This window comes from Ideonella margarita, from assembly GCF_038066635.1.
In the GTDB taxonomy this organism is placed as follows: Bacteria; Pseudomonadota; Gammaproteobacteria; order Burkholderiales; family Burkholderiaceae_C; genus Ideonella; species Ideonella margarita.
The window spans coordinates 114,861-139,188 of record NZ_JBBUTI010000003.1 but is presented as its reverse complement, the minus strand read 5'-3'; the positions used below and the strand labels follow the sequence as shown (position 1 = coordinate 139,188).

Sequence of the window (24,328 nt, the reverse complement as noted above, 5' to 3'; positions counted from 1 at the left end):
ACGACACCGTCCGTGCAGCCCGCAAAGAACGAGGAGGAAGACAGATGACCGATCCCGTCGTCGCCCGCATCCGGGCCAATCCGAAATACCAGGCGCTCAAGCGCAAGCGCAGCAGCTTCGGCTGGTGGCTGACCCTGCTGATGATGGCGGTCTATTACGGCTACATCGCCCTGATCGCCTTCAACAAGGAGTTCCTCTCGCAGAAGCTCGGCGCCGGCGTCACCACCATCGGTGTGCCCATCGGCATGGGCGTGATCATCTTCACCATCGTCATCACCGGCATCTACGTGCGCCGGGCCAACAGTGAATTCGACGAGTTGACGCGCCAGATCCTGGCCGAGGAGGTCAAGTGATGAACCGACGCGCAATGCAACTCGCCCTCGGTGTGGCCGCCTTGCTGGCCGCCGGTGCAGCCTTCGCGGCGGGTGCTGACGTGGGCCAGGCCGCCAAGCAGGCCACCAACTGGACGGCCATCGGCATGTTCGCCGCCTTCGTGGCCGGCACGCTGTGGATCACCAAGTGGGCCGCCGCCAAGACGCGCTCGGCCGCTGACTTCTACACCGCCGGTGGCGGCATCACCGGCTTCCAGAATGGCCTGGCGATTGCCGGCGACTACATGTCGGCCGCGTCCTTCCTGGGCATTTCCGCTGCCGTGATGGCCTCAGGCTATGACGGTCTCATCTATTCCATCGGCTTCCTGGTCGGCTGGCCGGTCATCACCTTCCTGATGGCCGAGCGCCTGCGCAACCTCGGCAAGTTCACCTTCGCCGACGTGGCCGGCTACCGCTTCAAGCAGGGTCCGATCCGCGCCTTTGCGGCCTCGGGCACGCTGGTCGTCGTGGCCTTCTACCTGATCGCCCAGATGGTGGGCGCAGGCCAGCTGATCAAGCTGCTGTTCGGCCTGGAGTACTGGATGGCCGTGGTCATCGTCGGCGCGCTGATGATGGTCTACGTGCTCTTCGGCGGCATGACCGCCACCACCTGGGTGCAGATCATCAAGGCCTGCCTGCTGCTGGCCGGCGTGACCTTCATGGCCTTCATGGTGATGGCGCAGTTCGGCTTCTCGCCCGAGGCGCTGTTCGCCAAGGGTGTGGCCGTGAAGGCGCTGATCGCTGAGAACGCCAAGGCGGCCGCCATGGCAGCGGCCGCGGCGAGTGCGGCGATGGCCACCACGCCGGAGGCGCAGGCTGCGGCCTCTGCAGCAGCGGCCAAGGCGGCGGCGATGGACCCCGCCAAGGTGGGCGCTGCCCTGATGAACCCGGGCGGCTTCGTGAAGGACCCGATCTCGGCCATCAGCTTCGGCATGGCGCTGATGTTCGGCACGGCCGGTCTGCCGCACATCCTGATGCGCTTCTTCACCGTGCCTGATGCCAAGGAAGCCCGCAAGAGCGTGTTCTGGGCCACCACCTGGATCGGCTACTTCTACGTGCTGATCTTCATCATCGGCTTCGGTGCCATCACCCTGGTGCTGACCAACCCCGAATTCGCCGACACCGCCAAGGGTGTCATCAAGGGCGGCGCGGGCACGGCCAACATGGCCGCGGTGCTGGTGGCCAAGTCGGTGGGCGGCGACGTGTTCTACGGCTTCATCTCGGCCGTGGCCTTTGCCACCATCCTGGCGGTCGTGGCCGGCCTGACGCTCTCGGGCGCCTCGGCGGTGTCGCATGACCTGTACGCCACGGTCTTCAAGGGCGGCAAGGCCGACAGCGCGAAAGAGCTGAAGGTCTCGCGCATCACCACGCTGTGCCTGGGCGCACTGGCCGTCACGCTGGGCATCGTGTTCGAAAAGCAGAACATCGCCTTCATGGTGAGCCTGGCCTTCGCCATCGCGGCCTCGGCCAACTTCCCGGTGCTCTTCATGAGCGTGCTGTGGAAGGACTGCACCACCAAGGGCGCGGTCATCGGCGGCTTCCTCGGCCTGATCTCGTCGGTCGGCCTGACGGTGGTCTCGCCGTCGGTGTGGGAAGCCACGCTGGGTTATCCGAAGGGCTCGGCCTGGTTCCCGTACACCTCGCCGGCCTTGTTCTCGATGACCATCGGCTTCGTCGGCATCTGGTTGTTCTCGGTGCTCGACCGCAGCCCGCAAGCGGCCAAGGAACGGGCTGATTTCGAAGCGCAGCAAGTGCGCTCTGAAACCGGCCTTGGCGCTTCCGGCGCATCAGGCCACTGAACGTCAATTTGATGTGTGCAACGCCGGCCTCGTGCCGGCGTTTTTCATGTCGCGCTCAAGTGGCCTTGTCAGGCGCCGGCCAGCGCCCTTCGCGCAGTGCCTGCGCCTTCTCCGCCACCTCGGCGCGGTCGGCTTCCGACTTGCGCGCCAGGTTGCGCACCTGCATCACCGTGCGCGGGTTGCGCGCCAGCAGGTCTTCATGGCGAGCCACGAAATCCCAGTACAGCACGGTGAACGGACAGGCCGCATCGCCCGTCGATTGCGTGGGCTTGAAGCGGCACTGGTTGCACAGCGGGCTCTGCCGGGCGATGTAGGCGCCGCTGGCCGCATAAGGCTTGCTGGCCATCAGCCCACCATCGGCGAACTGGCTCATGCCCAGCACATTGGGCAACTCCACCCACTCCACCGCGTCCACATACACGCCCAGGTACCACTCGTGCACCTGCTGCGGCTTCACGCCCAGCAGCAAGGCGTACAGGCCGGTCACCATCAGGCGCTGGATGTGGTGGGCGTAACCCAGCTTCAGCGTCTGCCCGATGGCGTCTTTCAGGCAGGCCATCGGCGTGTCGCCGGTCCAGTAAAACGCAGGCAGATCGGCGTGGGCTTCCAGCGCATTGCGCTCGGCATAAGCCGGCATCTGCGTCCAGTAGATGCCACGCACATATTCGCGCCAGCCGAGGATCTGGCGGATGAAACCTTCCACCGCCGGCAGCGGCGCATGGCCGCTGTGGAAGGCGGCCTCAGCCGCGTTCACCACCTCGCGCGGGTTCAGCAGTTTCAGGTTCATCGCCGCTGCCAGGCGCGAGTGATAGAGCCACGGCTCACCCGGCCAGATGGCGTCCTGGAACTGACCGAACAAGGGCAGGCGGTGGTCGATGAAATCGCTCAGGGCGCGCAGGGCTTCGGCGCGCGTCACCGGCCAGTCGAAAGCATCCAGATCACCCGGGTGCGTGGGGAAGTGCTCGCGCACCACGCGGATCACTTCCAGGGTGATGTCGTCAGGCGCAAAGCGCATGGGTGCGGGCAGCAGACCCGGGCCGTCGCGGCCAAAGGCGGCGCGGTTGTCAGCGTCGAAATTCCATTGATCGCCCACGGGCAACTTGCTCATGGTGCCATCGGGGCTGCGCTGCATCAGCACGCCGTGGCGCTGGCGCAGCTCGCGGTACCAGTACTCCAGCCGCAGTTGCTTGCGGCCCTGGGCATGCGCGGCAAATTCACGCACCGTGGCGTAGAAGTGCCGGTCGTCGCGCACGTCCACCGGCACCTCCGCCGCCTTGGCCACGGCCTTGATGCTTTGCCACACCTGCCAGTCGCCCGGCGCGGTCAGCACGATGGCCTCTGGCTTCAGCGCAGCCAGGCTGGCCTGCAACTCGCTGGCCAGGGTGTGGGTGTTGTCGGCGTCATCCAGCTGCCGGTAGTGCAGCGGCCGGCCTGCCGCGCGCAGCGCCTGCGCGAAGTGCCGCATGGCCGAGAGGAACAGCGCGGTGCGTGGCTGGCCCGAGGTGATGCGGGTCGATTCACCCGCCACCTCGGCCATCCACACCGCATCGACGGCCGCATCAAAGCCGTCGAAGGCCGCTGCGTCGAGGTCGAGCTGGTCGCCCAGCACGACGACCAGATGGCGCAGCGGCGGCTGGCTCATCGGCTGAGCTTCCCGGCGTCCAGATCGAGCTTGGCAGCGTCGATCTGCAAGGCCTTCGGGTCGAGCGCTTTCAGGCTGTCGCCGGCAGCGGCAGTATCACCTACGATGACCGTGCGCAGCGCGCTGGCCGGCCACTGGCTAGCCGCAAAGCTGCGCACCTGCTCGGGCGTGACGGCCATCACCTCGGGCGCGAACTGGCGCAGCTCGGTCAACGGGCGCTGGCGCACCACCTGGTCGAGCACCGAGGCGGCCAGACCCGCGGTGGTTTCCACCTGCCGGCCGAAGTTGCCCACCAGCGTAGCCTGACGCGCGCCCAGCTCTTCTGCCGACGGGGCTTCGGTGCCGAGCTTCAGGATCTCGCCCTGCATCAGCAAGGCCACCTGCGCGGCGGTGGGGTGGTTGGTTTGCGTGGCGGCACTCAGCACGCCGCCCACCGGCTGGTATTCCTGGCTGGCGGACGCGCCGTAGCTCAGGCCGCGCTTGATGCGCACCTCGGTGTTCAGCCGGGCCGAGTAGCCGCCGCCCAGCACCGCACCCGCCACCTGCGCCACGCGGCGCTGCGGCGAGGCTGCAGGCACGCCGGGCGCCATCACCACCACGCCGCTCTGGCCGGCGCCAGGCAGGTTGATCAGCACCGTGGCGGGGGTGGCCGGGCTGGCAGGTTCTTGCCGGGCTTGCGGCAGGGCCATGCGGTTGCCGCGCCAGCCGCCGAGCTGGCGGGTGGCCAGGGCCAGGCCCTGCTCGGGCGTCACGTCACCGCTGATGACCAGCGTGGCGAGTTCCGGCCGCAGCTGCTGGCGGTGGAAGGCCTGCACATCGGCCAGCGTGATGCGGGCCAGGCTGGCCGGGGTGAGGGAGCCGCCATACACGGCGCTGCCCCACCAGGCGCGGCGCGCGGCCAGGCCGGCCAGCGCCATCGGGTCTGACATCGAGAATTTCAGGCCGTCGGCGGTCTGCTCGCGCAGGCGCGCCAGCTCCTGGGCCTTCAGCGTGGGTTGCATCAGGGTGTCGGCCACCAGCGCCAGGGCCTCGGCCAGCTTCGAGCTGGCCACGGTGGTGCTGATGGTGCTGCCACCCCAGTTGGTGACGGCCTCCAGCGTGCCGCCCAGGGCTTCGGCCTGGCGCGCCAGCTGGGTCGCGTCCAGGGCCTTGCCACCGCGGGTGGCGCCCTTGGTGCGCAAGGTGTTGGTGAGGCTGGCGAGGCCGGCCTGGCCGTCCGGGTCAGCGGCGGCGCCCAGGCGCAGGTGCAGCGCCACGCTCACCAGCGGCAGGTCGGCGCGCGGCACCACGATCACGCGCACGCCGTTCGGCAGGGCGCTGTCGTGCATCGCGGGCAGCTGCAGCGGGCGCGGCGTGCCGGGCACCGGCGGCTCGTCCACACCGGGTGCGGCCAATGCGGCGCTGCTGCCCAGCAGGCTGAAAACGGCCAGCGCCACGGCGGCCAGGGTGGGGTGATGGCGGCGGATCATGCACCCTCCTTGCGGGCTTGGGCGGTGTAGCTGAGGGTGGTGCGGGGGCGGCCCAGCACCCAGGTGCGCAGCACGCGCTGCACGTCGGCGGCCGTGACGGCCTGCAACTGCGTGAGCGCCAGGTTGGCGGCCTGTGGATCGTCGTGGTGAATCATCGCCCAGCCGATCGCGTCAGCGCGGCCCAGCGGGGTCTGGCGGGCGGTGAGGGCGGTGGTCAGCAGCTGGCTGCGCACCTTGTCGAGCTCGGCGGCGCTGATCGGGCCGCGGGCCAGGCGTTCCAGCTCGGCCATCAAGGGCTTCACCAGCGCCTTGGGTTGCTGCTTGCCGGCCGCGATGGCGTAGGCCACCAGCGAGCCCGCGTCGGTGTAGAACTGGGCCTCGAAGCCCGCGCTCTGCGCCACTTGCTGGCGGTACACCAGTGATTCATTCATGCGGGCCGATTCACCGGCCGACAGCAGCGCCTGGGCGACCTGCAGCGCAGCGCGGTCCGGGTGGCGGGCCGACGGGCCTTGCCAGATCATCAGCGTGGCCGGCAGCGGCACGTTGGGGCCGGTCAGGGCCACCTCGCGGCTGGCGGTGCGCACGGGCTCTTTCACGGTCACGCGCGGCACGGCACCGGCCGGGTGCTTCAGCGGCGCGAAGTAGCGGTCCACCCACCGGTTCAGCTCGGCCGGGTCGAAATCACCGGTGACGATGAGCACGGCGTTGTCGGGCCGGTAGTAGGTGGCGTGGAAGGCGCGCACGTCGTCCAGCGTGGCGGCGTCCAGGTCTTCGATGCTGCCGATGACCGGCCGCTTGTACGGGTGCACATCAAACGCATTCGGCGCGATGGCTTCGAACAGCCGGCCGTAGGGCGCGGCCAGCACGCGCTGGCGGAATTCCTCCTGCACCACGGCACGTTCGCTCTTGAAGCCGGCGTCGTCCACGCTGAGGTTGGACATGCGCTCGGCCTCGGCCCACAGCAGTCGCTCCAGGTGGTGCGAAGGCACGACGTTCTGGTAGGCCGTCACGTCTTCAGCGGTGAAGGCGTTGTTCTGGCCGCCGACGTCTTCGGTGAGGCGGTCGAACTGTTCGCTCTTCAGATGGCGGGTGGCCTTGAACATCAGGTGTTCAAACAGGTGGGCGAAGCCGGAGCGGCCCACCGGGTCGTCCTTGCCGCCGACGCGGTACCAGACCTGCACGCTGACGCTGCCACCGGCACCGCCGGGTTGCGCCACCACGTCCAGGCCATTGGCCAGGGTGCGGCGGGTCAGGGTCATCGGGGGAACATGCAGCAGCGGGGCTGCAAAAGTGGCCAGCGGCAGGCCGCTGGTGCCGGCGAAAGCGGCCAGCCGGGTCAGCCAGTCGCGTCGTCGCAAAGACAAGGTCATTGTGGTCTCCGTCAGGGTATGCGGGTGTGCGCGCAGCATACCCGCGCCCGGCCTCATCGTCGGTGGCTGAAACGCTCGGCGCCGGGCTGGCGGGACCAGAACTTCGAGAACGACGCGCACACCGTGTCAGGCGAAGTGCAGCGCGCCGGCACGGGCCGCGTGGTCACCCGGCCAGCCTCCAGCAGTTCGCGGTAATGCGGCTGCCAGGTCTGGCGCGCCATCACCGGCCCGGCGTGCTTCAACAGGCCCAGCAAGGTGTTGGAGGTGCCGCTGATGACGCCAGCGTCGGCGCCGCGGCTGCGGGCCAGTGCGGCCATGCGCGGCAGCACGAACTGCCAGCGCTGCGCCGACCAGGGCCAGGCGCGGTGGAATTCCTCGCACAGCACGGCCAGCACCACGGTGTTCGGCGGCAGGTCATCTGGCACGTCGCCCAGCGCCCAGGGGTGTACCAGCCACACCGGCTGCCCGGCCCACTCGGGAGCGCCAGCAGCGGGTGGCTGCAGCAGCGCGGCAAGCTCAGTTGGCGGTGCTGATGACACGACGGGCGCGTCCGAACCCACGGCCGCCTGTTGTGCCGCGCGGTACGGCTGGGGCAGGGCGACCTGCCCGCGGGCGATGGCATCGAGCTGCTCGTAGCTGGTGTCGATGACCGTGCCGGGGCTGTGCCAGGCGCGCGGCGCAAAGCGCGCCACGTTGTCGGCGTTGAATACGTAGGGCTTGTGGCTGCCGGTGCCTGCCACCCATTGCCAGCTCAGGTGGTTGCTGGGCAGGTCACCGTCCAGCAGCAGCGCGTGCAGCCAGTCGGCGCCGGCGCGCCAGTGCACGCGGCGCATGTGCACCAGGTAGCTGGCCAGCCACAGGCGCGCATGGTTGTGCAGCCAGCCGCAGGCATGCAGCTGGTGCACGGCCTGGTCAATCACCGGCACGCCGGTGCGGCCGGCGCGCACATCGTCGGGCACGGTGCTGGCATACAGCGCATCCGGCAGCGGGCCTTCATGCAGCGATTGCAGCAGGCCCGCGCCGCGGTGCTCTGCCACGTGCAGGAAGTACTCACGCCAGGCCAGCTGCAGCGTCAGCGCATGGCCCGGGGGCAGGGGGCTGCCGAGTGCGGCTTCGGCCGCAGCGGCCACATCGGGCGGGTCGATCACGCCGTGGGTCAGCCAGGGCGACAGGCCTGTCACCGCGCCACCGAGGTGGTTGCGGCTGTGGGCGTAATCGGCGGGCCTGAGTTGCCGCAGCGCGGCGCGTGCGGCGGCCGGGTCAGCGACTTGCTGGGGCTGGCCCTCAACGGGTGTCCAGCGCTGGATGGGCGTCATGGCTGCGACCCGCCGTGGCTACTGCTGTTGTTGCTGCCACCACCACCGGCCTTGGCCCTGCGCACCTCGCGCCGGCCGTCCTGGCGGCAGCGCTCCGAGCACACCTTCACCTCGTCCCAGTTGCGGGCCCAGGCTTTGCGCCAGACCATGTCGCGGCCGCAGACCGTGCACGGCTTGCTGGGCAGGTGGGCTTTGTTGCCCTTGAAGGAGGTGACATTGGCCGATCGCATCCGTCGGCATTGTGGCGGCCGCCCGGGCCGGCCGGGTGGGCACCGAGGGCCGCCGACCTGGTCGCCGGCCCTCTCCGAGGCAAAGCCCGGTCAGCGGTTCGAGAGGGCTTCCCAGCGCTCCATCAGGCCCAGCAGCTGCTCGTCGATGGCGCCGTGGCGCGCCGTCACTTCGGCGATGCGTGCGGCACCCTGGCCATACAGCTCGGTGCCGGCCAGTTGCGCGGCCAGCGTGGCCTGTTCGGCTTCCAGCGCCGCAATGCGGCCGGGCAACTCGTCCAGCTCACGCTGGTCCTTGTAGCTCAGCTTCACACGCGGCTTCACCGCTGCGGCCGGGGCTGCAGCAGGGGCCGGCGGCGTGGGGGCAGGGGCGGCCTTGGCAGCAGCGGCTGCGGCGGCACGGCTGCGGTCACGCTGCACCAGCCAGTCCTCGATGCCGCCTTCGTATTCGCGCCAGCGGCCCGGGGCCTCGTCCCCCTCCCAGGCGATGACGCTGGTGACCACGTTGTCAACGAAGCGCCGGTCGTGGCTGACCAGGAACACGGTGCCGTTGTAGTCGGTCAGCAGCTCTTCCAGCAGCTCCAGGGTTTCGATGTCGAGGTCGTTGGTCGGCTCGTCCATCACCAGGATGTTGGCGGGGCGTGCGAACAGTCGGGCCAGCAGCAGTCTGTTGCGCTCACCGCCCGACAGGCTCTTCACGGGCGAGTTGGCGCGGGCCGGCGAGAACAGGAAGTCGCTGAGGTAGCTCTTCACATGCTTGCGCTGGTTGCCGATCTCGATCCACTCGCTGCCCGGGCTGATGGTGTCGGCCAGCGTGGCTTCGGGGTTCAGCGCATCGCGCATCTGGTCGAAGTAGGCGATGGTCTGGTTGGTGCCGGTGCGGATCACGCCGCTGTCGGGTTGCAGCTGACCCAGGATCAGCTTGAGCAGCGTGGTCTTGCCCGCGCCGTTCGGGCCGACCAGGCCGATCTTGTCGCCGCGCATCAGCGAGGCGGTGAAGTCCTTCACCAGCGGTGCGCCACCGTAGCCCTTGGTGACGTTCTCCAGCTCCGCCACCAGCTTGCCCGAGGTGGTGCCGCGGTCGATGTCGAGCCGCACCTTGCCTTGCACGTCGCGGCGCGAAGCGCGCTCCGAGCGCAGCTCCTGCAGGCGCTGGACACGCGCCACGCTGCGGGTGCGGCGGGCTTCGACGCCCTTGCGGATCCAGATTTCTTCCTGCGCCAGCAGCTTGTCGAAACGGGCGTTGGCCTGGGCCTCGGCTTCCAGCTCGCGCTGCTTGGCGCCTTCGAATTCGCTGAAGTTGCCGGGGTAGCTGCGCAGCTGGCCGCGGTCCAGTTCCAGGATGCGGGTGGAGACCACGTCGAGGAAGGCGCGATCGTGGGTGATCAGCACCAGCGCGCCGCGGAAGGCCTTCAGCAGCTCGCCCAGCCAGGTGATGGCATCGAGGTCCAGGTGGTTGGTCGGCTCGTCGAGCAGCAGCACGTCGGGGTTGGCGGCCAGGGCCTGGGCCAGCGCCACGCGCTTCTTGGTACCGCCAGAGAGCGACGCCACCAGCGCTTCGGGCTTCAGGTGCAGGCGCTGCAGGGTCTCATCCACCCGGCGCTCCCAGTTCCAGCCGTCCAGGGCTTCGATGCGGGTCTGCACCGCGTCCAGGTCGTCGGCCGGGTCGTGGCGCTCATAACGTTCGCGCAGCGATTTGATTTCCGCCAGGCCCTCGCTCACGGCGTCGAACACCGTGGCGCCTTCGGCGAACTGTGGTTCCTGCGGCACATAGAAGCGCTGCACACCGCCCTGTACCTGCAACTCTCCGTCATCGGGCTTGTCCTGCCCGGCCAGGATCTTCAGCAGCGAGGATTTGCCTGTGCCGTTGCGTCCGATCAGCGCTACGCGCTCACCAGCTTCGAGTGAAAAATCAGCGCCGTCGAGGAGCGCCACGTGGCCGAACGCGAGGTGCGCGTTGGTGAGGGTCAGCAATGCCATAACCCCGATTGTCCCCTGTGTGGCCGCCGGGGGTTTCACGGCGTGCCCAACTGCACCACAATCAGCTCACAATGAAAAAGCTGTTGGGTGGGTTCTGGAGACAGATACGGGGTCCTCGCCGCTTGTCCGTCGGCGGGATTTTGCTGCTGGCACTGGCCCTCGGCGGAGCGTCTGCCCACGCCCGCCCGCCCGCCTGGCAGGAGCTCGACGCCATGGCGCTCGACGACCCCCAGGGCGGGCTGGACTGGAGCCAGCAGAAGCTCGCCAAGGCCCGCGCGGCCCAGGACGTGGAAACCCAGTTCTGGATGCTGCTCGGCAGCGCCCGCATGGCCACCACCCTGGAAGACGCCCAGCGCAGCGCAGGCTACCTGGCCGAAGCCCGCCGCCTGCTGGCCACCTGGCCGGGCGCCGGCCCGATGCACCGGCTGTGGCTGGGCACCACCCAGGCGCTGGCCGACGTGCGGCTGGTGCCCACGGTCGAGCTGATGGCGCGTGTGCTGTCGCTGCGCCGCGAGGCGGTGCCGCTCGGCATGCCCGACCTGCTCTGCGAAGTCGACAGCGTCGAGTTGTGGGCTCTGGTGGACGTGGGCAACAACGACGACGCCTGGGCGGCCGCCGAGGCCATCGAGCGCTGTGCCGCGGAGACGGGTTACCTCGATCTGGAGGTTTCAGCCATCACCCAGCTCGGCTCGCTGAGCGGCCGGGTCAGCGGCAAGGTGCCGGCGGTGGGGCAGGCCGAAGATTATTTCCAGCGTGCGCTGGCCCGGCTCGACAAGCTGCCGGCGCGCTTCCAGCGCAGCCTGATCGAGTTCGAGCTGGGTGGTGCGCTGAACGCCGCGCGCCTGCCCGGCTCGGCCCGTGACCACTTCCTGCGCGCCCTGGCCCTGAGCCAGGACCTCGGCGACAAGGCCGGCGTGGCGGCGGGCCAGATTCGGGCCGGCGAGATGATGCTGTTGATGGGCGACGCAGAAAGCGCGCTGCAAATGGCCCGCAGTGCCCTGCCGCTCATGGAGGCCCAGGGCAACCAGCTGCGCCTGACAGCAGCCCATATGCTGGTGCTCAAGGCCATGACGGCGCTCAAGCGCCCGGACGTGGCCGCGGCCCTGGAGCCTGCCCGCCGCGCCGATGCTGCCAATGTGCCGCCGGCCCGCCGGGCGGAGCTTGCCCAGGCGATGGCCGAAGCGCTGGCGCTGCTGGGTCAGCATGCGCGTGCGTATGCCGAGCTGCAGCGCGCCAACCAGCTGCGCGGCCAGAGCCTGGAAGGCCAGCGCGACACCCAGATGCTGCGCCTGCAGGCCCGCTACGAAACGGCGCGGCGTGACGTTGAAACCACCGAACTGCGGCGCCAGACCGAAACCGCCCAGCTGGCGCTGCAGGCCCGCGAGGCCGGCCAGCGCGCGCTGTGGACGGCGCTGGGCGCGGCGTGCCTGCTGCTGGTGGGCGCGGTGGTGATGGTGGTGCGTGGCTGGCGGCATCGCCGGCAACTGGCCGAGCTGGCGCTGCGTGACGAGCTCACCGGCCTGCCCAACCGGCGCGCCATCCGTGCGGCGGCCCAGGCCCAGATCGAGCAGGCGCAGCGCTGGCAAGGCCCGTGCGTGCTGGCGCTGATCGACATCGACCACTTCAAGCAGGTCAACGACGTGCACGGCCATGCCACGGGCGATGCCGTGCTCAAGGCGCTGGCCAAGGCCTCGGCCCATGTGCTGCGCAGCCATGACCGCTTCGGGCGCCTGGGTGGCGAGGAGTTCCTGCTGGTGATTCCGGGCAGCGCGCTGGCCGACATGCCGGCCGTGTTTGACCGGCTGCGCAGCGCGTTTTCCGCGGTGGAGGTGCTGGGCTTGCCCGTGCCCCACGGCGTGCGCTTCTCGATGGGCGCGGTGGATGTGGGCACCGAGGGGGAATCCCTCGACCAGCTGCTCGACCGGGCCGACCACGCGCTCTACGAGGCCAAGGCGGCCGGGCGTGACCAGCTGGTGGTGCGAGGGCCGGTCTCGGCCCCCGCCTGACCCCCAGCGAAGCTCAGCGACCCAGCCGGCCTTCCAGTGCGCTGATGAAGCGCGCCGCCACGTCGAAACCCGCCTGGTCGTGGATTTCGCGGAAGCAGGTCGGGCTGGTCACGTTGATCTCGGTGAGGTGCGTGCCGATGATGTCCAGGCCGATCAGCAGCAGGCCGCGCTCGGCCAGCTTCGGGCCGATGGCGGCGGCGATCTCGCGGTCACGCTCGGTGAGGGGGCGGGCCACGCCCTTGCCGCCGGCCGCCAGGTTGCCGCGCACTTCACCGCCCTGCGGAATGCGCGCCAGGCTGAACGGCACGGGCTCGCCGTCGATCACCAGCACGCGCTTGTCGCCGTCGACGATCTCGGGCAGGTAGCGCTGCACCATCACGGTCTGCGCGCCGTCGCGGTTCAGGGTTTCGATGATCGCGCCGAGGTTCAGGCCGTCGTCACGCACGCGGAAGATGCCCATGCCGCCCATGCCGTCGAGCGGCTTGAGGATGATGTCGCGCTGCTCGGCGTGGAAGGCGCGGATGTCGGCTTCGCTGCGGGTGACCAGCGTGGGCGCGATGAATTCCGGGAACTCGAGGATGGCGAGCTTCTCGGGGTGGTCGCGCAGGGCGCGCGGCGAGTTGAAGACCCGCGCACCTTCCACTTCAGCGCGCTCCAGCAGGTGGGTGGCGTAGAAGTATTCGCTGTCGAAGGGCGGGTCCTTGCGCATCACCACGGCGTCGACGCTGGCGAGTGCACGCACGTCGCTGCCGGTGTCCTCGAACCAGTCGGTCACGCCCTTGCCGGAGCGACCGGTCAGCCGCACCTGCCGCATGCGGGCACTGACCTGGCCACCACGCTGCCAGTGCAGGTCTTGGGGCTGGCAGGCCAGCAGGTTCCAGCCGCGGGCTGCAGCCTCACGCATCATCGTGAAGGTGGAGTCCTTGTAGGTCTTGAAGCTGTCCAGGGGGTCGGCAACAAACAGGATGTTCATGGTGGCGTGCGTTCAGGCAGTGTGCGGCAACAGGGCGCCAGTGTGCACCGAAGCTGCGAGGCTTGCCGGCGCGGGGTTGACATGTTTTGTCGTGCGGCAGCAAGCACGCAGCAACGCGCGAGCCACAAACTGGCCACTTTCCATTTCAAGCCACACCGCCACCATGCGTCTTCAACGCGACTGGGTCACCCCCGCCACCATCGGCGCCTTTACACTGTCGGCCGTCACCGGCGTGCTGATGTTCTTCCATTTCGACATCGCGCTGAACAAGCTCGCCCATGAATGGCTGAGCTGGGTGCTGGTGGCCGCGGTGGTGGCGCACGTGCTGACCAACCTCGCGCCGTTCAAGCGCCACCTCAAGGGCCAGCGTGGGCAGGCGGTGGTGGGCGCATTCGTGCTGGTGCTGGGCCTGTCGTTCTTTCCGCTGCTGGGCAGCCAGAAGCAGGACGGCCCGCCGTTCGCCGTGCCGGTGCAGGCCCTGGCCCGTGCGCCCTTGACGGTGCTGGCCCAGGTGGGGGGTGTTCCGGTGGCCCAGATGCGTGAGCGCCTGCTGGCGGCTGGTGTGGCCACGACGAGCGACGATCAGCGCCTGGATGAACTGGTGGGCCCGGCGGTGCGCAAGCAGCTGGGGGTGCTCAGGCAGGTGCTGGCCGTACCAGCAACGACATCCGCAAACGCGGAGTCTGCGCCCACGTCGACCAGCGCGCCGGCCCGTTGAGCTTCAGCGCCGGTGGGTGGCCATCAGCGCCTGGCCACCCGCCACCACGCCCCAGAAAGCCGAGCCGATGCCGGCCATGCTCAGGCCAGAGAGCGTGACGAGGAAGGTCAGCGTGGCGGCGTCGCGGTGCTGCTCGTCCTTCAGCGCGGCGGCCAAGCCACCACCGATCGTGCCCATCAGGGCCAGGCCCGCCACGGCCACCACCAGCTCGCGCGGGAAGGCGGCCAGCAGGGCCGCCACCGTGCCGCCGGCCAGGCCCATGGCAAGGTAGAAAAAGCCCGCCATCACCGAGGCGGTGTAGCGGCGTTTCGGGTCTTCGTGGGCCTCGGGGCCCATGCAGATGGCGGCGGTGATGGCCGCCAGGTTCACCGTGAACCCGCCAAACGGCGCAGCCAGCAGCGTGGCGATGCCGGTGGCACCCACCACCGGTGACACCGGGATGCGGAAGCCCGAGGCGCGCTGCGCCGCCACGCCGGGCAGGTTCTGCGAGGCCATCGTCACCACGAACAGGGGCACGCCAATGCCCAGCAATGTGCTGGCCGACCAGGTCGGGCTGGTCCACACGGGCATCGCCAGGCCGGCCTGCACATCACCCAGGTGCAATTGCCCCCGGGCCGCCGCTACCGCCACACCGGCCAGCAGCACGCCGGGCACGGCGTAACGCGGCCACCAGCGCTTGCCCGCCAGGTAGGCGGCCGCCATGGCCAGCACCAGCACGGGTGCGCTGCGGGTGGCCAGCACCGCGTCCAGACCAAAGCGCGCCAGCACGCCGGCCAGCAGCGCAGCGGCAATGGCCATCGGGATGCGGTCCATCACGCGCTCGAACAGGCCGCTGTAACCCGCCAGGGCAATCAGGGCGCCGCACAGCAGGAAGGCGCCGATCGCGTCGCTCATCGCCACGCCCTGGGTGGCGGCGATCAGTGCGGCGCCCGGGGTCGACCAGGCCACCAGCACCGGCTGGCGGTAGTGCAGCGACAGACCCAGGCTGCACAGGCCCATCGCCAGGCCCAGCGCCCAGATCCAGGAGGCGGTTTGCGCTGGTGTGGCACCCAGCGCCTGCGCAGCGGCAAACACCACCGCCACCGAACTGGTGAAGCCCACCAGCACCGCGACGAAGCCCGCCACGCCGGCGGACAGCGACACATCCTTCAACCAGCGCATCGATCAGCGTCCGGTCAGATTTCGACCTTGGCGCCCAGTTCCACGATGCGGTTGGCCGGCAGGTTCAGGAAGTCGGCCATGTCGGCGGCATTGCGGTGCATGCTGGCGAACAGGCGTTCGCGCCACATGGCCATGCCGTCGCCGAAGGTCGGGATCACGGTGTCGCGCGAGAGGAAGTAGCTGGTGTCCATGTCGTCCATGGGCACGCCGCGGCCTTCCAGCAGCTTCAGTGCCTCGGGCACATCCGGGTCGTTCTTGAAGCCGAAGTTCAGCGTGACCTGCCAGCAGTCGTGGCCCAGCGACTTCATCGTCAGCCGCTTGTCGAAGCCGATCCACGGCACCTCGTGGTGCTTCACCGTGACGAACAGGTTGTGCTCGTGCAGCACCTTGTTGTGCTTCAGGTTGTGCATCAGCGCGTTCGGCGTCAGGCCTTCGTCTGCCACCAGGAACACGGCCGTGCCGCTGACGCGCACCGGCGGGCTGACGAACACGGCATCCAGGAAGCCGCTGAGCTCGATGGCCTCGTCGCGCACGCGGTGGCGCATCAGGGCGCGGCCCTGCTTCCAGGTCAGCATCAGCACGAACATGCCGGTGCCGATGACCAGCGGGAACCAGCCCCCGGCGATCAGCTTGAGCAGGTTCGACAGGAAGAAGGTGATGTCGATGATGAAGAAGAAGCCGGTGGCGGCCAGGCAGAGCACCAGCGGGTACTTCCAGCCGTAGCGGATGACGAAGAAGGTCATCACGGTGGTGATGGTCATGTCCAGCGTCACGGCGATGCCGTAGGCCGAGGCCAGGTTCGACGAGCTCTTGAACAGGGCCACCGCCAGCACGATGAAGACGAACAGGCCCCAGTTCACGAAGGGCACGTAGATCTGGCCGGCTTCCTTCACCGAGGTGTGGCGCACCGCCATGCGCGGCAGGATGCCCAGCTGGATGGCCTGCTTGGTGACCGAGAAGGCGGCCGTGATCAGGGCCTGCGAGGCGATCACCGTGGCGGCCGTGGCCAGAAACACCAGCGGCAGCTGCGCCCACTCCGGCGCCATCATGAAGAACGGATTCACCACCGCTTCCGGGTTGTCCAGCAGCATCGCGCCCTGGCCGAAATAGTTCACCACCAGCGCCGGCATCACCATGCCGTACCAGGCGATGCGGATCGGCCGGCGGCCGAAGTGGCCCATGTCGGCATACAGCGCTTCGCCGCCGGTCACGCACAGCACCACCGCGCCCAGGCCGATGAAGGCGACCAGCGGGTTGGCGATGAAGAAGTTGATGGCGTACATCGGGTTCAGCGCCACCAGCACGGCCGGGTTGTCCAGCACGTGGGGCAGGCCGAGCGCGATCAGCACCAGGAACCACACAAAGGTGATCGGGCCGAAGAACTTGCCGATGCCGCTGGTGCCGAAGCGCTGCACGGAGAACAAACCGGTCAGCACCATCAGCGTGATCGGGATGACCCAGGCGTTCAGGCTGGGCTCGGCCACGCCCAGGCCTTCCACGGCCGACAGCACGGAGATGGCCGGGGTGATGACCCCGTCACCGTAGAAGATCGCGGTGCCGAACAGGCCCACCACCATCAGCACCCGGCGCAGGCTGGGGCGGTCTTTCACGGCGGTGGTGGCCAGGGCCAGCATGGCGATCAGGCCGCCTTCGCCGTTGTTGTCGGCGCGCAGGATCAGCAGCACGTACTTCAGCGAGACGATGATGGTCATCGTCCAGAAGATCAGGCTCAGCACACCGAGCACGTTGTCCGGCGTAGCCTTCACGTGGCCGGCGTGAAAAACTTCCTTCATCGCGTACAGCGGGCTGGTACCGATGTCGCCGTAGACGACGCCGAGGGCGGCGAGTGTCAGCGTGGCCAGTGCGCCACCGGTGGCCGGTGTGCGCGAGTCGTGTGAGCTCATGGAAACTCCGCCAAGGCCGCTTGCACGGCCGGCAGTGCCAGGCCGCACAGGCGGTCTGGTGGGAAGGGAAAGTGTGCTGCGGGAACTTCTTGCATCCTGCGGGAACGCACATCCATGGGCGGCAGTGTAAACGTCGGCACCCCCGTGTTTGCAGGCCTCGGCGGCGGTGGTGCCTCCGCGCCACGCTGCTAGAGTCAGTTTCCGCTCCTTCAAGAGATGTGCCCATGACCGTGCGTTTGACTCAACTCCTGATTGATCGGCTGGCTCAACGCGGAGTCTCAATGCTGCTCAGCCCCGGGGACACCGTGCCGGCCAAAGCCTTGCTGGAGCCGCCCCTGAGTCTGAAATGGATGAAAGCGTCGCACTCGCTGGAGATGGGTGCGTTCAGCTACGGGGTCAGCGGCTCCTACTTCGCCTGCCGCATCGGCCGCTATTGCTCGTTCGGGGAAGACGTGCAGGTCGGCCGCCACCCCCATCCGATGCACTGGTTCAGTACCTCGCCTTTTTTCTACCAGGGCTATCAGGATGTGCTCGACCGCCCGGCCCCTCCCGGCATCGACTTGCAACCCGGCCGTGATTTCCCCCGCCAGTCGCCCCCGGTCGTGCTGAAGGAAACCGTGATCGGCAACGATGTCTGGATCGGCCACGGGGCTTTCATCGCGCCGGGCGTGCACATTGGCGACGGCGCCTGCATCGCGGCGTACTCGGTGGTCACGAAGGATGTGCCGCCGTATGCGCTGGTGGCGGGCGTGCCGGCGGTGGTCAAGCGTTTCCGATTCGCCGAGAAGCGGGTAGACCGCCTGCTGCGCAGCCGCTGGTGGGAATTTGCGCCGTGGGACCTGAAGGGCGCACCGGTGGACCAGATGCCGGCCTTCTTCGATTTTCTGGCCGAACTGCGTGGACGCGGCGTCAAACCCTACACGACCGAAAAGGTGCTCGTGCAGGATCTGGTGGACAGGGCATGAGCGCCCGCGGTCTGGTGCTGGCACGGGCCTTGTTGTTGCTGGCCTGGGCAGGGCTCACGGGCGCGGCCGTCGCCGCACCACCTGTCGCCCCTGCCCGCATTGACTTGCTCTCGCCGGCCTACACCAGCCAGATGCTCGCCGAGTCGGTCTACACCGGCTTCAATCCGAAGGCGTCGCCGACGTTTTTCCAGCCCGGTGTGAAGCTGGCGTTTTACGGGCAGTCGCGAGGCTGTCCGTCGTCCGCCACGATGGCGACCTCGGCCGGCGCGGTGCTGAGCAGCCGGGAGGCCGAGTTGGGCAAGGGCCAGCCGCTGGCGGCGTTCACCGGCCTGCCCGCGGGTGAGGAGGCCCGCCGCCGGGTGTGGATGCCGTCGCCGCGCTCGGAAGGCTGCGCCGGCTTGTCGGCCGATGAAGCGGGCGCCACGCCGTTTTTGCAAGTCAACGCCACGCCGGGGCAAACCGGATTGGGCCTCTACACCCCCAGCGGTCCTGATGCCCGCGGCCGCGCGCCGCAGTTCGGCCCGTTTGATGCCGCCGGGCAGAACGGCCGCGGCGCCAATGCCTACATTGCCGGGGCGTTCGCCATCTGGCGCCAGCCGGCGTCCGGGCCGGCCGTGCAGCCAATGTGGCAAGGCGTGGACGACGAGTGGGTGATCCGCTCCAGCCAGTCGATCCAGCAGTTGTCGGTCGACCCGACGTCGACCGAAGACAGCCTGGCCCAGGTCAAGCAGCAGATCGTCGCGGTGGTGCTGAACCCCTCGTGCCAGGCCGAACGCCGCGAGCGCCCCCGCGCCTGCCAGCTGCAGTACCTGTTTCACACGGCCATCGCCCGCTCGGCGGTGAGCGACTGGGCCAAGGTGGCCTGGTTCCAGCGCGGCATGGTGTTTTTTGACCCGGCCCAGGGCGGCATGCCGGTGGTGCAGGGCCCCATCCCGCCCAAGGGCCAGGTGGTGAACGAAGCTGCGAGCGGCCAGGCGCTGTACCGCTCGGAGGGCGAGGCGACCGGGCATTCGCCGTTTGATGCGCGGGCCTTCGAGGTGCGTGTGCCGTTCAAGGCGTTTTTGGTGGCGCAGCGCGCGGCGGTGGCCAGGCAGCTCAAGAAGGCGGCCGCCAATGTGCGTGATGACGAACTGGTGGAGGTGTTCGGCAGCCAGTGGAACCAGCCGCAGGCCTGGGTGCTGCTCAGCACCTCGGTCGCCCAGGAAACCTACAACCGCGACCCGGCGCGGGCGGCGGTCATCGGCGGGGCGGTGCGCAGCCTGGTTCTCAGCGTGGAGCCACCGTGAGCGTGCGTATCCCGATGTGTTGGGGGTGGTGCAGTGCCCGCATTGACGGCACGATCCGCCCGTCGCTTCCTTTTTGCTGCGCTGCACAAGCGGTTCGGCGCCACTGAGCCCATGTTCATGTCACCCACCTCCACTGTCCGCGCGCCTGCCTCTGGCTCCGTCGCCATGGCCATGGCGCTGGAATCCGTGTCCGGTATCCGGCTGGTGGGCTGGGCGGCGCAGGCCGCCGGCCAGGCGCACCTGACGTTCACCCTGCGCCTGGGTGATGTCGTGCTGCCGGCGGGTGCATTGCGGCGCTTGCCTCGGGAAGACGTCAACGCGGCGCGCGGTGCCACCAGCGTCGATCCCGGGTTCGAGATCGATCTGCCAGCCGCGTACTGGTCTGCCAAAGCCGCCCATCCCGCCGCTCCCCTGAGCCTGCAGCTGGGTGACGGGCCGCGGGTGCCCGTTCCCGAGGTGGCTCTGTCGCAGGCCGGGCTGGTGTGGTGGGGCGCCCAGGCGCTGTACCACTGCGCCGAGGCCGACCGCCCGGCACTGCGGGCGACGCTGGCGGCGCATCTGTCGGCCCATCAAGCTGCATACCAAGCGGCGATGCCCGCCAACACGGCTGACGCCACGGCCGCCCATCCGGACGCCGCTCAGTTCCTGGCCGGCCTCGACGGCCTGTCGGGGCTGTTTGTGCAGGGCTGGTCGCTGTGTGCGTCCGGCCCGGCAGGCCCGGTTGAGTTGTGGTGCCACGGCGCGTTGGTGGATGTGCCCATCCGCCGGGTGGACCGGGCCGATGTGGCCGACGCGCTGGGTGTGCCCGCCGAGGGCCTGGGCTTCGAGATCGAGTTGCCCGGCGCGCTCTGGGCCCAATTGCACGGCGGAGACGCCTCGATCCTGCAGCTGGAGGTGCGCGTCGCCGGCCAGCCGCTGGGTGACGGGCTGGTGCTGGAGCGCCGGCAACTGTGGCCGCTGCTGCAGGCCGCTGATCGCTCCGGTGACCTTGCCTGGCGCGAGCGCACCGGGCGGTTGGTGATCGAGCACCTCATGCACGCGGGCTCGATGCACGCTGCCTTGCCGGCCGATCGGGCCCTGGCCCTGCGGCTGGCCAAGAGCTGGGGCTGGCAAGACGCCTTGTTGCCAACCACCAGCAAGGCTGGCCCGGGCGATGGAGCAGGCACTTTCGAGGTGCAGCCCCAGTTGCTGGAAAGCCGCCTGCAGCACTGGATGCGCAGGCGCTGGTGGTGCCGCCTGGCGCTGCAGACCTTGCTGTTGCTTCGCCGCACGGCGGGCCAGAGCGCGCGGGCCGATCGCCTGGAGATCAAGCTCACCCGCGCGACCGGCCTGTTTGATTCAACGCTCTATGCGAGCCAGCTGGCCCCGGGCGAATTGGGCAGCTTGTCGGCACTCCGCCATTACGTGATGCACGGCGACGCCCGGGTGCTGGTGCCGCAGGCCTTGTTCGATGCGCGCTTCTACACGGGCCAGCTGCCCGGCCGCCGCCACCCCGGCGTCAACCGTCTGCTGCACTACGCGCTGGTCGGCCGCTTTGAGGGGTACTCGCCCAGTGCGTGGTTCAACGCGCCGTTCTATCTGCAGACCTACGCCGATGTGCGCGCCAGCACGCTGGACCCGCTGCTGCACTACCTGGTCTGGGGCTGGCGAGAAGGTCGCGCCACCTGCACCGGCTTTGACACCGCACCGAAGCTGAACCAGCCGCTGGCGCAGCGCATGGGCCGGGTCTTGAGCGCCCGCGTGGCCGACCCCCGCATGGCCGCGCTGCTGGCGGGCTTGCCCGCGAACGTGCCGCGGCCCATCCACGGCTTGCTGCCGTGGCAGACGCCGCAGTCGCTGGACGGCGTGAACTACCTGGCCGATGCACCGTGGCAAGGCCTGACGCCCCGCGGCGACAGCGCTGCCCGGCAGGCTGCGGCCAAGCTGGATGTGGTGGTGCCGGTGTATGCAGGCGCACAGGAAACCTTGCGTTGTCTGTGGTCGGTTCTGGCCGCCGCCGAGCCCTTGCCGTTCGAGCTGGTGGTGCTGGACGACTGCAGCCCCGAGCCCGCCCTGAGCGCCCGCTTGCGCTGGCTGGCACAGGCCGGCTTGATCAGCCTGCACGTCAATCCGCAGAACCTGGGCTTCGTGGGCACGGTGAACCGCGGTCTGGCGCTGCACGATGAGCGCGACGTGGTCATCCTGAACTCAGACACCCGGGTGCATGCCGACTGGCTGAGCCGCATCACGGCCCATGCGCGCCGCGACACCACGGTGGCCAGCATCACGCCGATGTCCAACAACGCGACGATCTTCAGCTACCCGCTGATGAACGCCGACAACGCGGCGCTGCCTGACCTGCCGCCCGCCGAGGTCGATCACCTGATGGCCACCGCCCACGCCGGCGTGGGCATTGAAGTGCCCACCGGCATGGGCTTCTGCATGTTCCTGCGCCGGGCCTGCATGGCCGACATCGGCCTGCTCGACGCCGAGCGCTTCGGTCGCGGCTACGGTGAGGAAAACGACTGGTGCATGCGTGCCAGCCGCGCAGGTTGGCGCCATCTGGCGGCCACCGATGTGTATGTCGAGCACCTGGGCTCCGTCTCGTTCCAGGGTGAAACCAGCCCGCGCATCCAGGCCGCACTGAGCACCCTGCAAGGCCTGTATCCCGATTACCAGCAGCGCATCGACGACTGGCTGAAAGTCGATCCGCTGCGCGGCGTTCGGGCCCGCCTCGACATCGCCCGGCTCCAGGCCGCCATGCCCGGCCCGGTGGTGCTGATGGTCAGCCACGACCGTGGCGGCGGCACTGCGCGCCATGAGACCGAAGAAGCCCGGCGCCTGCAGGCGCTCGGCCGTGGCGTGCTGCTGCTGCGCCCCTCGGCCGACGGGCAGGGCCTGTGCCTGCGTGCGCCCGATGTGCTGGAGCTGCCCAACCTGGGTTTCATTCCGCTGGAAGGCCAGCAACCGCTGGACGAGTTGATCAGCCTGCTGCAGCCGCTGGCGGTGGAAGCCGTGCAGCTGCACCACCTCGTTGATTTCCCGCCCGTGTTTCGCCGCCACATGCAGACGCTGGTGCAGCGGCTGGGCGTGTCGATGGACGTGACGCTGCACGACTACCACCTGGTGTGTCCGCGCATCAACCTGGTGAATGCCGACGGGCAGTTCTGTGGCGAGCCCGTGGAGGCGGCCACCTGTGACCGCTGCGTGGCCCCGCTGGCGGGCCCGTCTGACGAGCCGCTCAGCATCGTCACCTGGCGCCGCGACGCCGGCGAGTTGCTGCGCGCCGCCCGGCAGGTGCGGGTGCCCGACGACGACGTGGCGCAGCGCATGGCGCGCTACTTCCCCGGCCTCGATGTGCAGGTGGCCCCGCACGATGAGGTGGCATCACCCGACCCGCGCCCCTGGGCGGAGCGTGGCCCCGTGCACCATGTGGCGGTGATCGGCGCGCTCGGCGTGATCAAGGGCTATGAGGTGGTGCGCCAGCTGGCGCTGCAAAGCCGGCGCGACCAGCTGGGCACGCGCATCAGCCTGCTGGGCTATTCGATGGACGATGCGGCGCTGACGGCCGCCGGCGTGCATGTGCTGGGCCGTTATGACGACACCCAGTTGCCCGGCTTGCTGGCCCGGACGGCGCCTGATCTGATCTTGCTGCCGTCGATCTGGCCGGAAACCTACAGCTATGTGCTGAGCGCGGCGATTGCCTCGGGCTGCCGCGTGGCGGTGTTCGACATCGGCGCGCCGGCCCGGCGCCTGCGCGCCATGGGCTTCACCGATTACATCGTGCCGCTGTCACTGGCGCAGCAGCCGCAGGCCCTGTGGCAGGCCCTGGGCGTGACGGCGCCGTCGCTTCAGTCGTAGACCTCGGCGTCGGGGTCGGTGGCTTCCAGTTCGTAGGAGGCCGCCAGCATCGCCAGCCGGCCGATCACGCCGTACATGTAGAAGCGGTTCGGTGCGCTGGCGCCCGGCTTGGCACCGGGCTTGGGCAGGTGGTGGCTTTCCGAGAAAGCCAGCGGCACGAAGCTCGCGCCCGGGGCGTTCAGGTTCTCGTCGATGCCGCGGTCGGCGTGCACGCGGTAGAAGCCGCCCACCACATAGCGGTCGATCATGTAGACCACGGGCTCGGCCACCGCCTCGTTCATGCGCTCGTAGGTCGGCACGCCTTCCTGGATGATGACCTGGGTGACTTCCTGGCCGTCCTTGATCACGCCCATCTTGTTGCGGGTGCGGCGGTTGACTTCGTCGAGCTCCTTCGCGTCACGCACGGTCATGATGCCCATGCCGTAGGTGCCGTTGTCGGCCTTCACCACCACGAACGGCTTCTCGTTGATGCCGTATTCCTTGTGCTTGCGGCGGATCTTGGTCAGCAGCGCGTCGACCTGCGTCTGCACGCAGTCGAGGCCGGTGCCTTCATCCCAGTTCACTTCGCCGCACTGGCTGAACATCGGGTTGATCAGCCACGGGTCCATGCCCAGCAGCTTGGCGAACTTCTTGGCCACTTCCTCGTAGCTCTGGAAGTGCTGCGACTTGCGCCGCATGGCCCAGCCGGCGTGCAGCGGCGGCAGCAGGTATTGCTCGTGCAGGTTCTCCAGCACCTTCGGAATGCCGGCAGACAGATCGTTGTTCAGCAGGATGGTGCAGGGGTCGAAGTGCTTCAGGCCCAGGCGGCGCGCGCTGCGCTCCAGCGGCTCCAGCGTCAGCGTGCTGCCGTCGGGCAGGGCCACGTCGGTGGGCGAGGTGATGCCTTCGTCCAGCGTGCCCAGGCGCACGTTCAGGCCGGCCTGGCCGAAGATCTGCATCAGTCGCTGCACGTTCATCAGGTAGAACGGGTTGCGGGTGTGCTTTTCCGGGATCAGCAGCAGGTTCTTGGCTTCCGGGCAGATCTTTTCGATCGCCGCCATGGCCGCCTGCACCGCCAGCGGCAGCATCTCGGGCGTCAGGTTGTTGAAACCGCCGGGGAACAGGTTGGTGTCGACCGGGGCCAGCTTGAAGCCGGCATTGCGGATGTCCACCGAGGTGTAGAACGGCGGCGTGTGCTCCATCCATTCGAGGCGGAACCAGCGTTCGATCGCCGGCATGGACTCCAGGATGCGCTGCTCGAGCTCGTTGATCGGGCCGTTGAGCGCTGTGATGAGGTGCGGAACCATGTTGGACGGATACGG

The 24,328-nt window shown here is 69.0% G+C and carries 17 protein-coding genes; 7 read left to right on the top strand and 10 right to left on the bottom strand.

The window, feature by feature from the left end:
* The first annotated feature begins 44 nt into the window (after positions 1-44).
* Together AACH00_RS05065 and AACH00_RS05060 are read left to right on the top strand one after the other, a co-directional pair.
* Positions 45-353, top strand: a complete 309-nt coding sequence (locus AACH00_RS05065; RefSeq protein ID WP_341397997.1) for a DUF485 domain-containing protein — start codon at positions 45-47, stop codon at positions 351-353.
* A complete protein-coding gene (locus AACH00_RS05060; protein WP_423221897.1) occupies positions 353-2,170 on the top strand; it encodes a cation acetate symporter in 1,818 nt (605 codons plus the stop codon). Before AACH00_RS05065 ends, AACH00_RS05060 begins: the two co-directional genes overlap by 1 nt.
* A gap of 55 nt (positions 2,171-2,225) precedes the next feature.
* Here the strand turns inward: AACH00_RS05060 and AACH00_RS05055 are convergent, their stop codons facing one another.
* The 6 genes from AACH00_RS05055 to AACH00_RS05030 form a co-directional block, all read right to left on the bottom strand.
* The gene (locus tag AACH00_RS05055; protein ID WP_341397996.1) at positions 2,226-3,812 is read right to left on the bottom strand and encodes a cryptochrome/photolyase family protein; all 1,587 of its coding nucleotides are present in this window, start codon (positions 3,810-3,812) and stop codon (positions 2,226-2,228) included.
* Entirely contained in the window at positions 3,809-5,281 is a 1,473-nt protein-coding gene (locus AACH00_RS05050) for a M16 family metallopeptidase (protein ID WP_341397995.1), read from the bottom strand. The genes AACH00_RS05055 and AACH00_RS05050 overlap by 4 nt, the downstream gene beginning before the upstream one ends.
* Positions 5,278-6,651, bottom strand: a complete 1,374-nt coding sequence (locus tag AACH00_RS05045) for a M16 family metallopeptidase (RefSeq protein WP_341397994.1) — start codon at positions 6,649-6,651, stop codon at positions 5,278-5,280. The genes AACH00_RS05050 and AACH00_RS05045 overlap by 4 nt, the downstream gene beginning before the upstream one ends.
* A 53-nt stretch (positions 6,652-6,704) precedes the next feature.
* Complete coding sequence (locus AACH00_RS05040; RefSeq protein WP_341397993.1) at positions 6,705-7,967, bottom strand: FAD-binding domain-containing protein; 1,263 nt, start codon at positions 7,965-7,967, stop codon at positions 6,705-6,707.
* Positions 7,964-8,197 (bottom strand): DUF2256 domain-containing protein, encoded by a 234-nt coding sequence (locus AACH00_RS05035; RefSeq protein WP_341397992.1) that lies wholly within the window; start codon positions 8,195-8,197, stop codon positions 7,964-7,966. The genes AACH00_RS05040 and AACH00_RS05035 overlap by 4 nt, the downstream gene beginning before the upstream one ends.
* 90 nt (positions 8,198-8,287) lie before the next feature.
* Positions 8,288-10,174, bottom strand: a complete 1,887-nt coding sequence (locus tag AACH00_RS05030) for an ATP-binding cassette domain-containing protein (RefSeq protein WP_341397991.1) — start codon at positions 10,172-10,174, stop codon at positions 8,288-8,290.
* A 212-nt stretch (positions 10,175-10,386) separates the two neighbouring features.
* On the opposite strand from AACH00_RS05030, the gene AACH00_RS05025 reads away from it, so the two are divergent.
* A complete protein-coding gene (locus AACH00_RS05025; protein WP_341397990.1) occupies positions 10,387-12,180 on the top strand; it encodes a GGDEF domain-containing protein in 1,794 nt (597 codons plus the stop codon).
* Positions 12,181-12,193: 13 nt separating this feature from the next.
* On the opposite strand, the gene gshB is transcribed toward AACH00_RS05025, so the two are convergent.
* A complete protein-coding gene (gshB, locus tag AACH00_RS05020; RefSeq protein ID WP_341397989.1) occupies positions 12,194-13,153 on the bottom strand; it encodes a glutathione synthase in 960 nt (319 codons plus the stop codon).
* A gap of 163 nt (positions 13,154-13,316) precedes the next feature.
* On the opposite strand from gshB, the gene AACH00_RS05015 reads away from it, so the two are divergent.
* On the top strand, positions 13,317-13,871 hold the full coding sequence (locus AACH00_RS05015; RefSeq protein WP_341397988.1) for a hypothetical protein: 555 nt from the start codon (positions 13,317-13,319) through the stop codon (positions 13,869-13,871).
* 3 nt (positions 13,872-13,874) lie between these two features.
* On the opposite strand, the gene AACH00_RS05010 is transcribed toward AACH00_RS05015, so the two are convergent.
* Positions 13,875-15,032: a benzoate/H(+) symporter BenE family transporter gene (locus AACH00_RS05010; protein WP_341397987.1), complete on the bottom strand. Its 1,158-nt coding sequence runs from the start codon at positions 15,030-15,032 to the stop codon at positions 13,875-13,877.
* Between the two features lie 14 nt (positions 15,033-15,046).
* Positions 15,047-16,936: a potassium transporter Kup gene (locus AACH00_RS05005; RefSeq protein WP_341397986.1), complete on the bottom strand. Its 1,890-nt coding sequence runs from the start codon at positions 16,934-16,936 to the stop codon at positions 15,047-15,049.
* Positions 16,937-17,160: 224 nt separating this feature from the next.
* Between AACH00_RS05005 and AACH00_RS05000 the strand changes: the two genes are divergently transcribed.
* From AACH00_RS05000 to AACH00_RS04990, 3 genes are all read left to right on the top strand, one after another.
* Entirely contained in the window at positions 17,161-17,901 is a 741-nt protein-coding gene (locus AACH00_RS05000; protein WP_341397985.1) for a CatB-related O-acetyltransferase, read from the top strand.
* A complete protein-coding gene (locus AACH00_RS04995; protein WP_341397984.1) occupies positions 17,898-19,187 on the top strand; it encodes a hypothetical protein in 1,290 nt (429 codons plus the stop codon). The genes AACH00_RS05000 and AACH00_RS04995 overlap by 4 nt, the downstream gene beginning before the upstream one ends.
* Positions 19,188-19,298: 111 nt before the next feature.
* Positions 19,299-23,027: a glycosyltransferase gene (locus AACH00_RS04990; RefSeq protein WP_341397983.1), complete on the top strand. Its 3,729-nt coding sequence runs from the start codon at positions 19,299-19,301 to the stop codon at positions 23,025-23,027.
* On the opposite strand, the gene gshA is transcribed toward AACH00_RS04990, so the two are convergent.
* A complete protein-coding gene (gene gshA, locus AACH00_RS04985; RefSeq protein WP_341397982.1) occupies positions 23,018-24,313 on the bottom strand; it encodes a glutamate--cysteine ligase in 1,296 nt (431 codons plus the stop codon). The two genes, AACH00_RS04990 and gshA, sit on opposite strands and share 10 nt — an antisense overlap.
* Between the last annotated feature and the right edge of the window lie 15 nt (positions 24,314-24,328).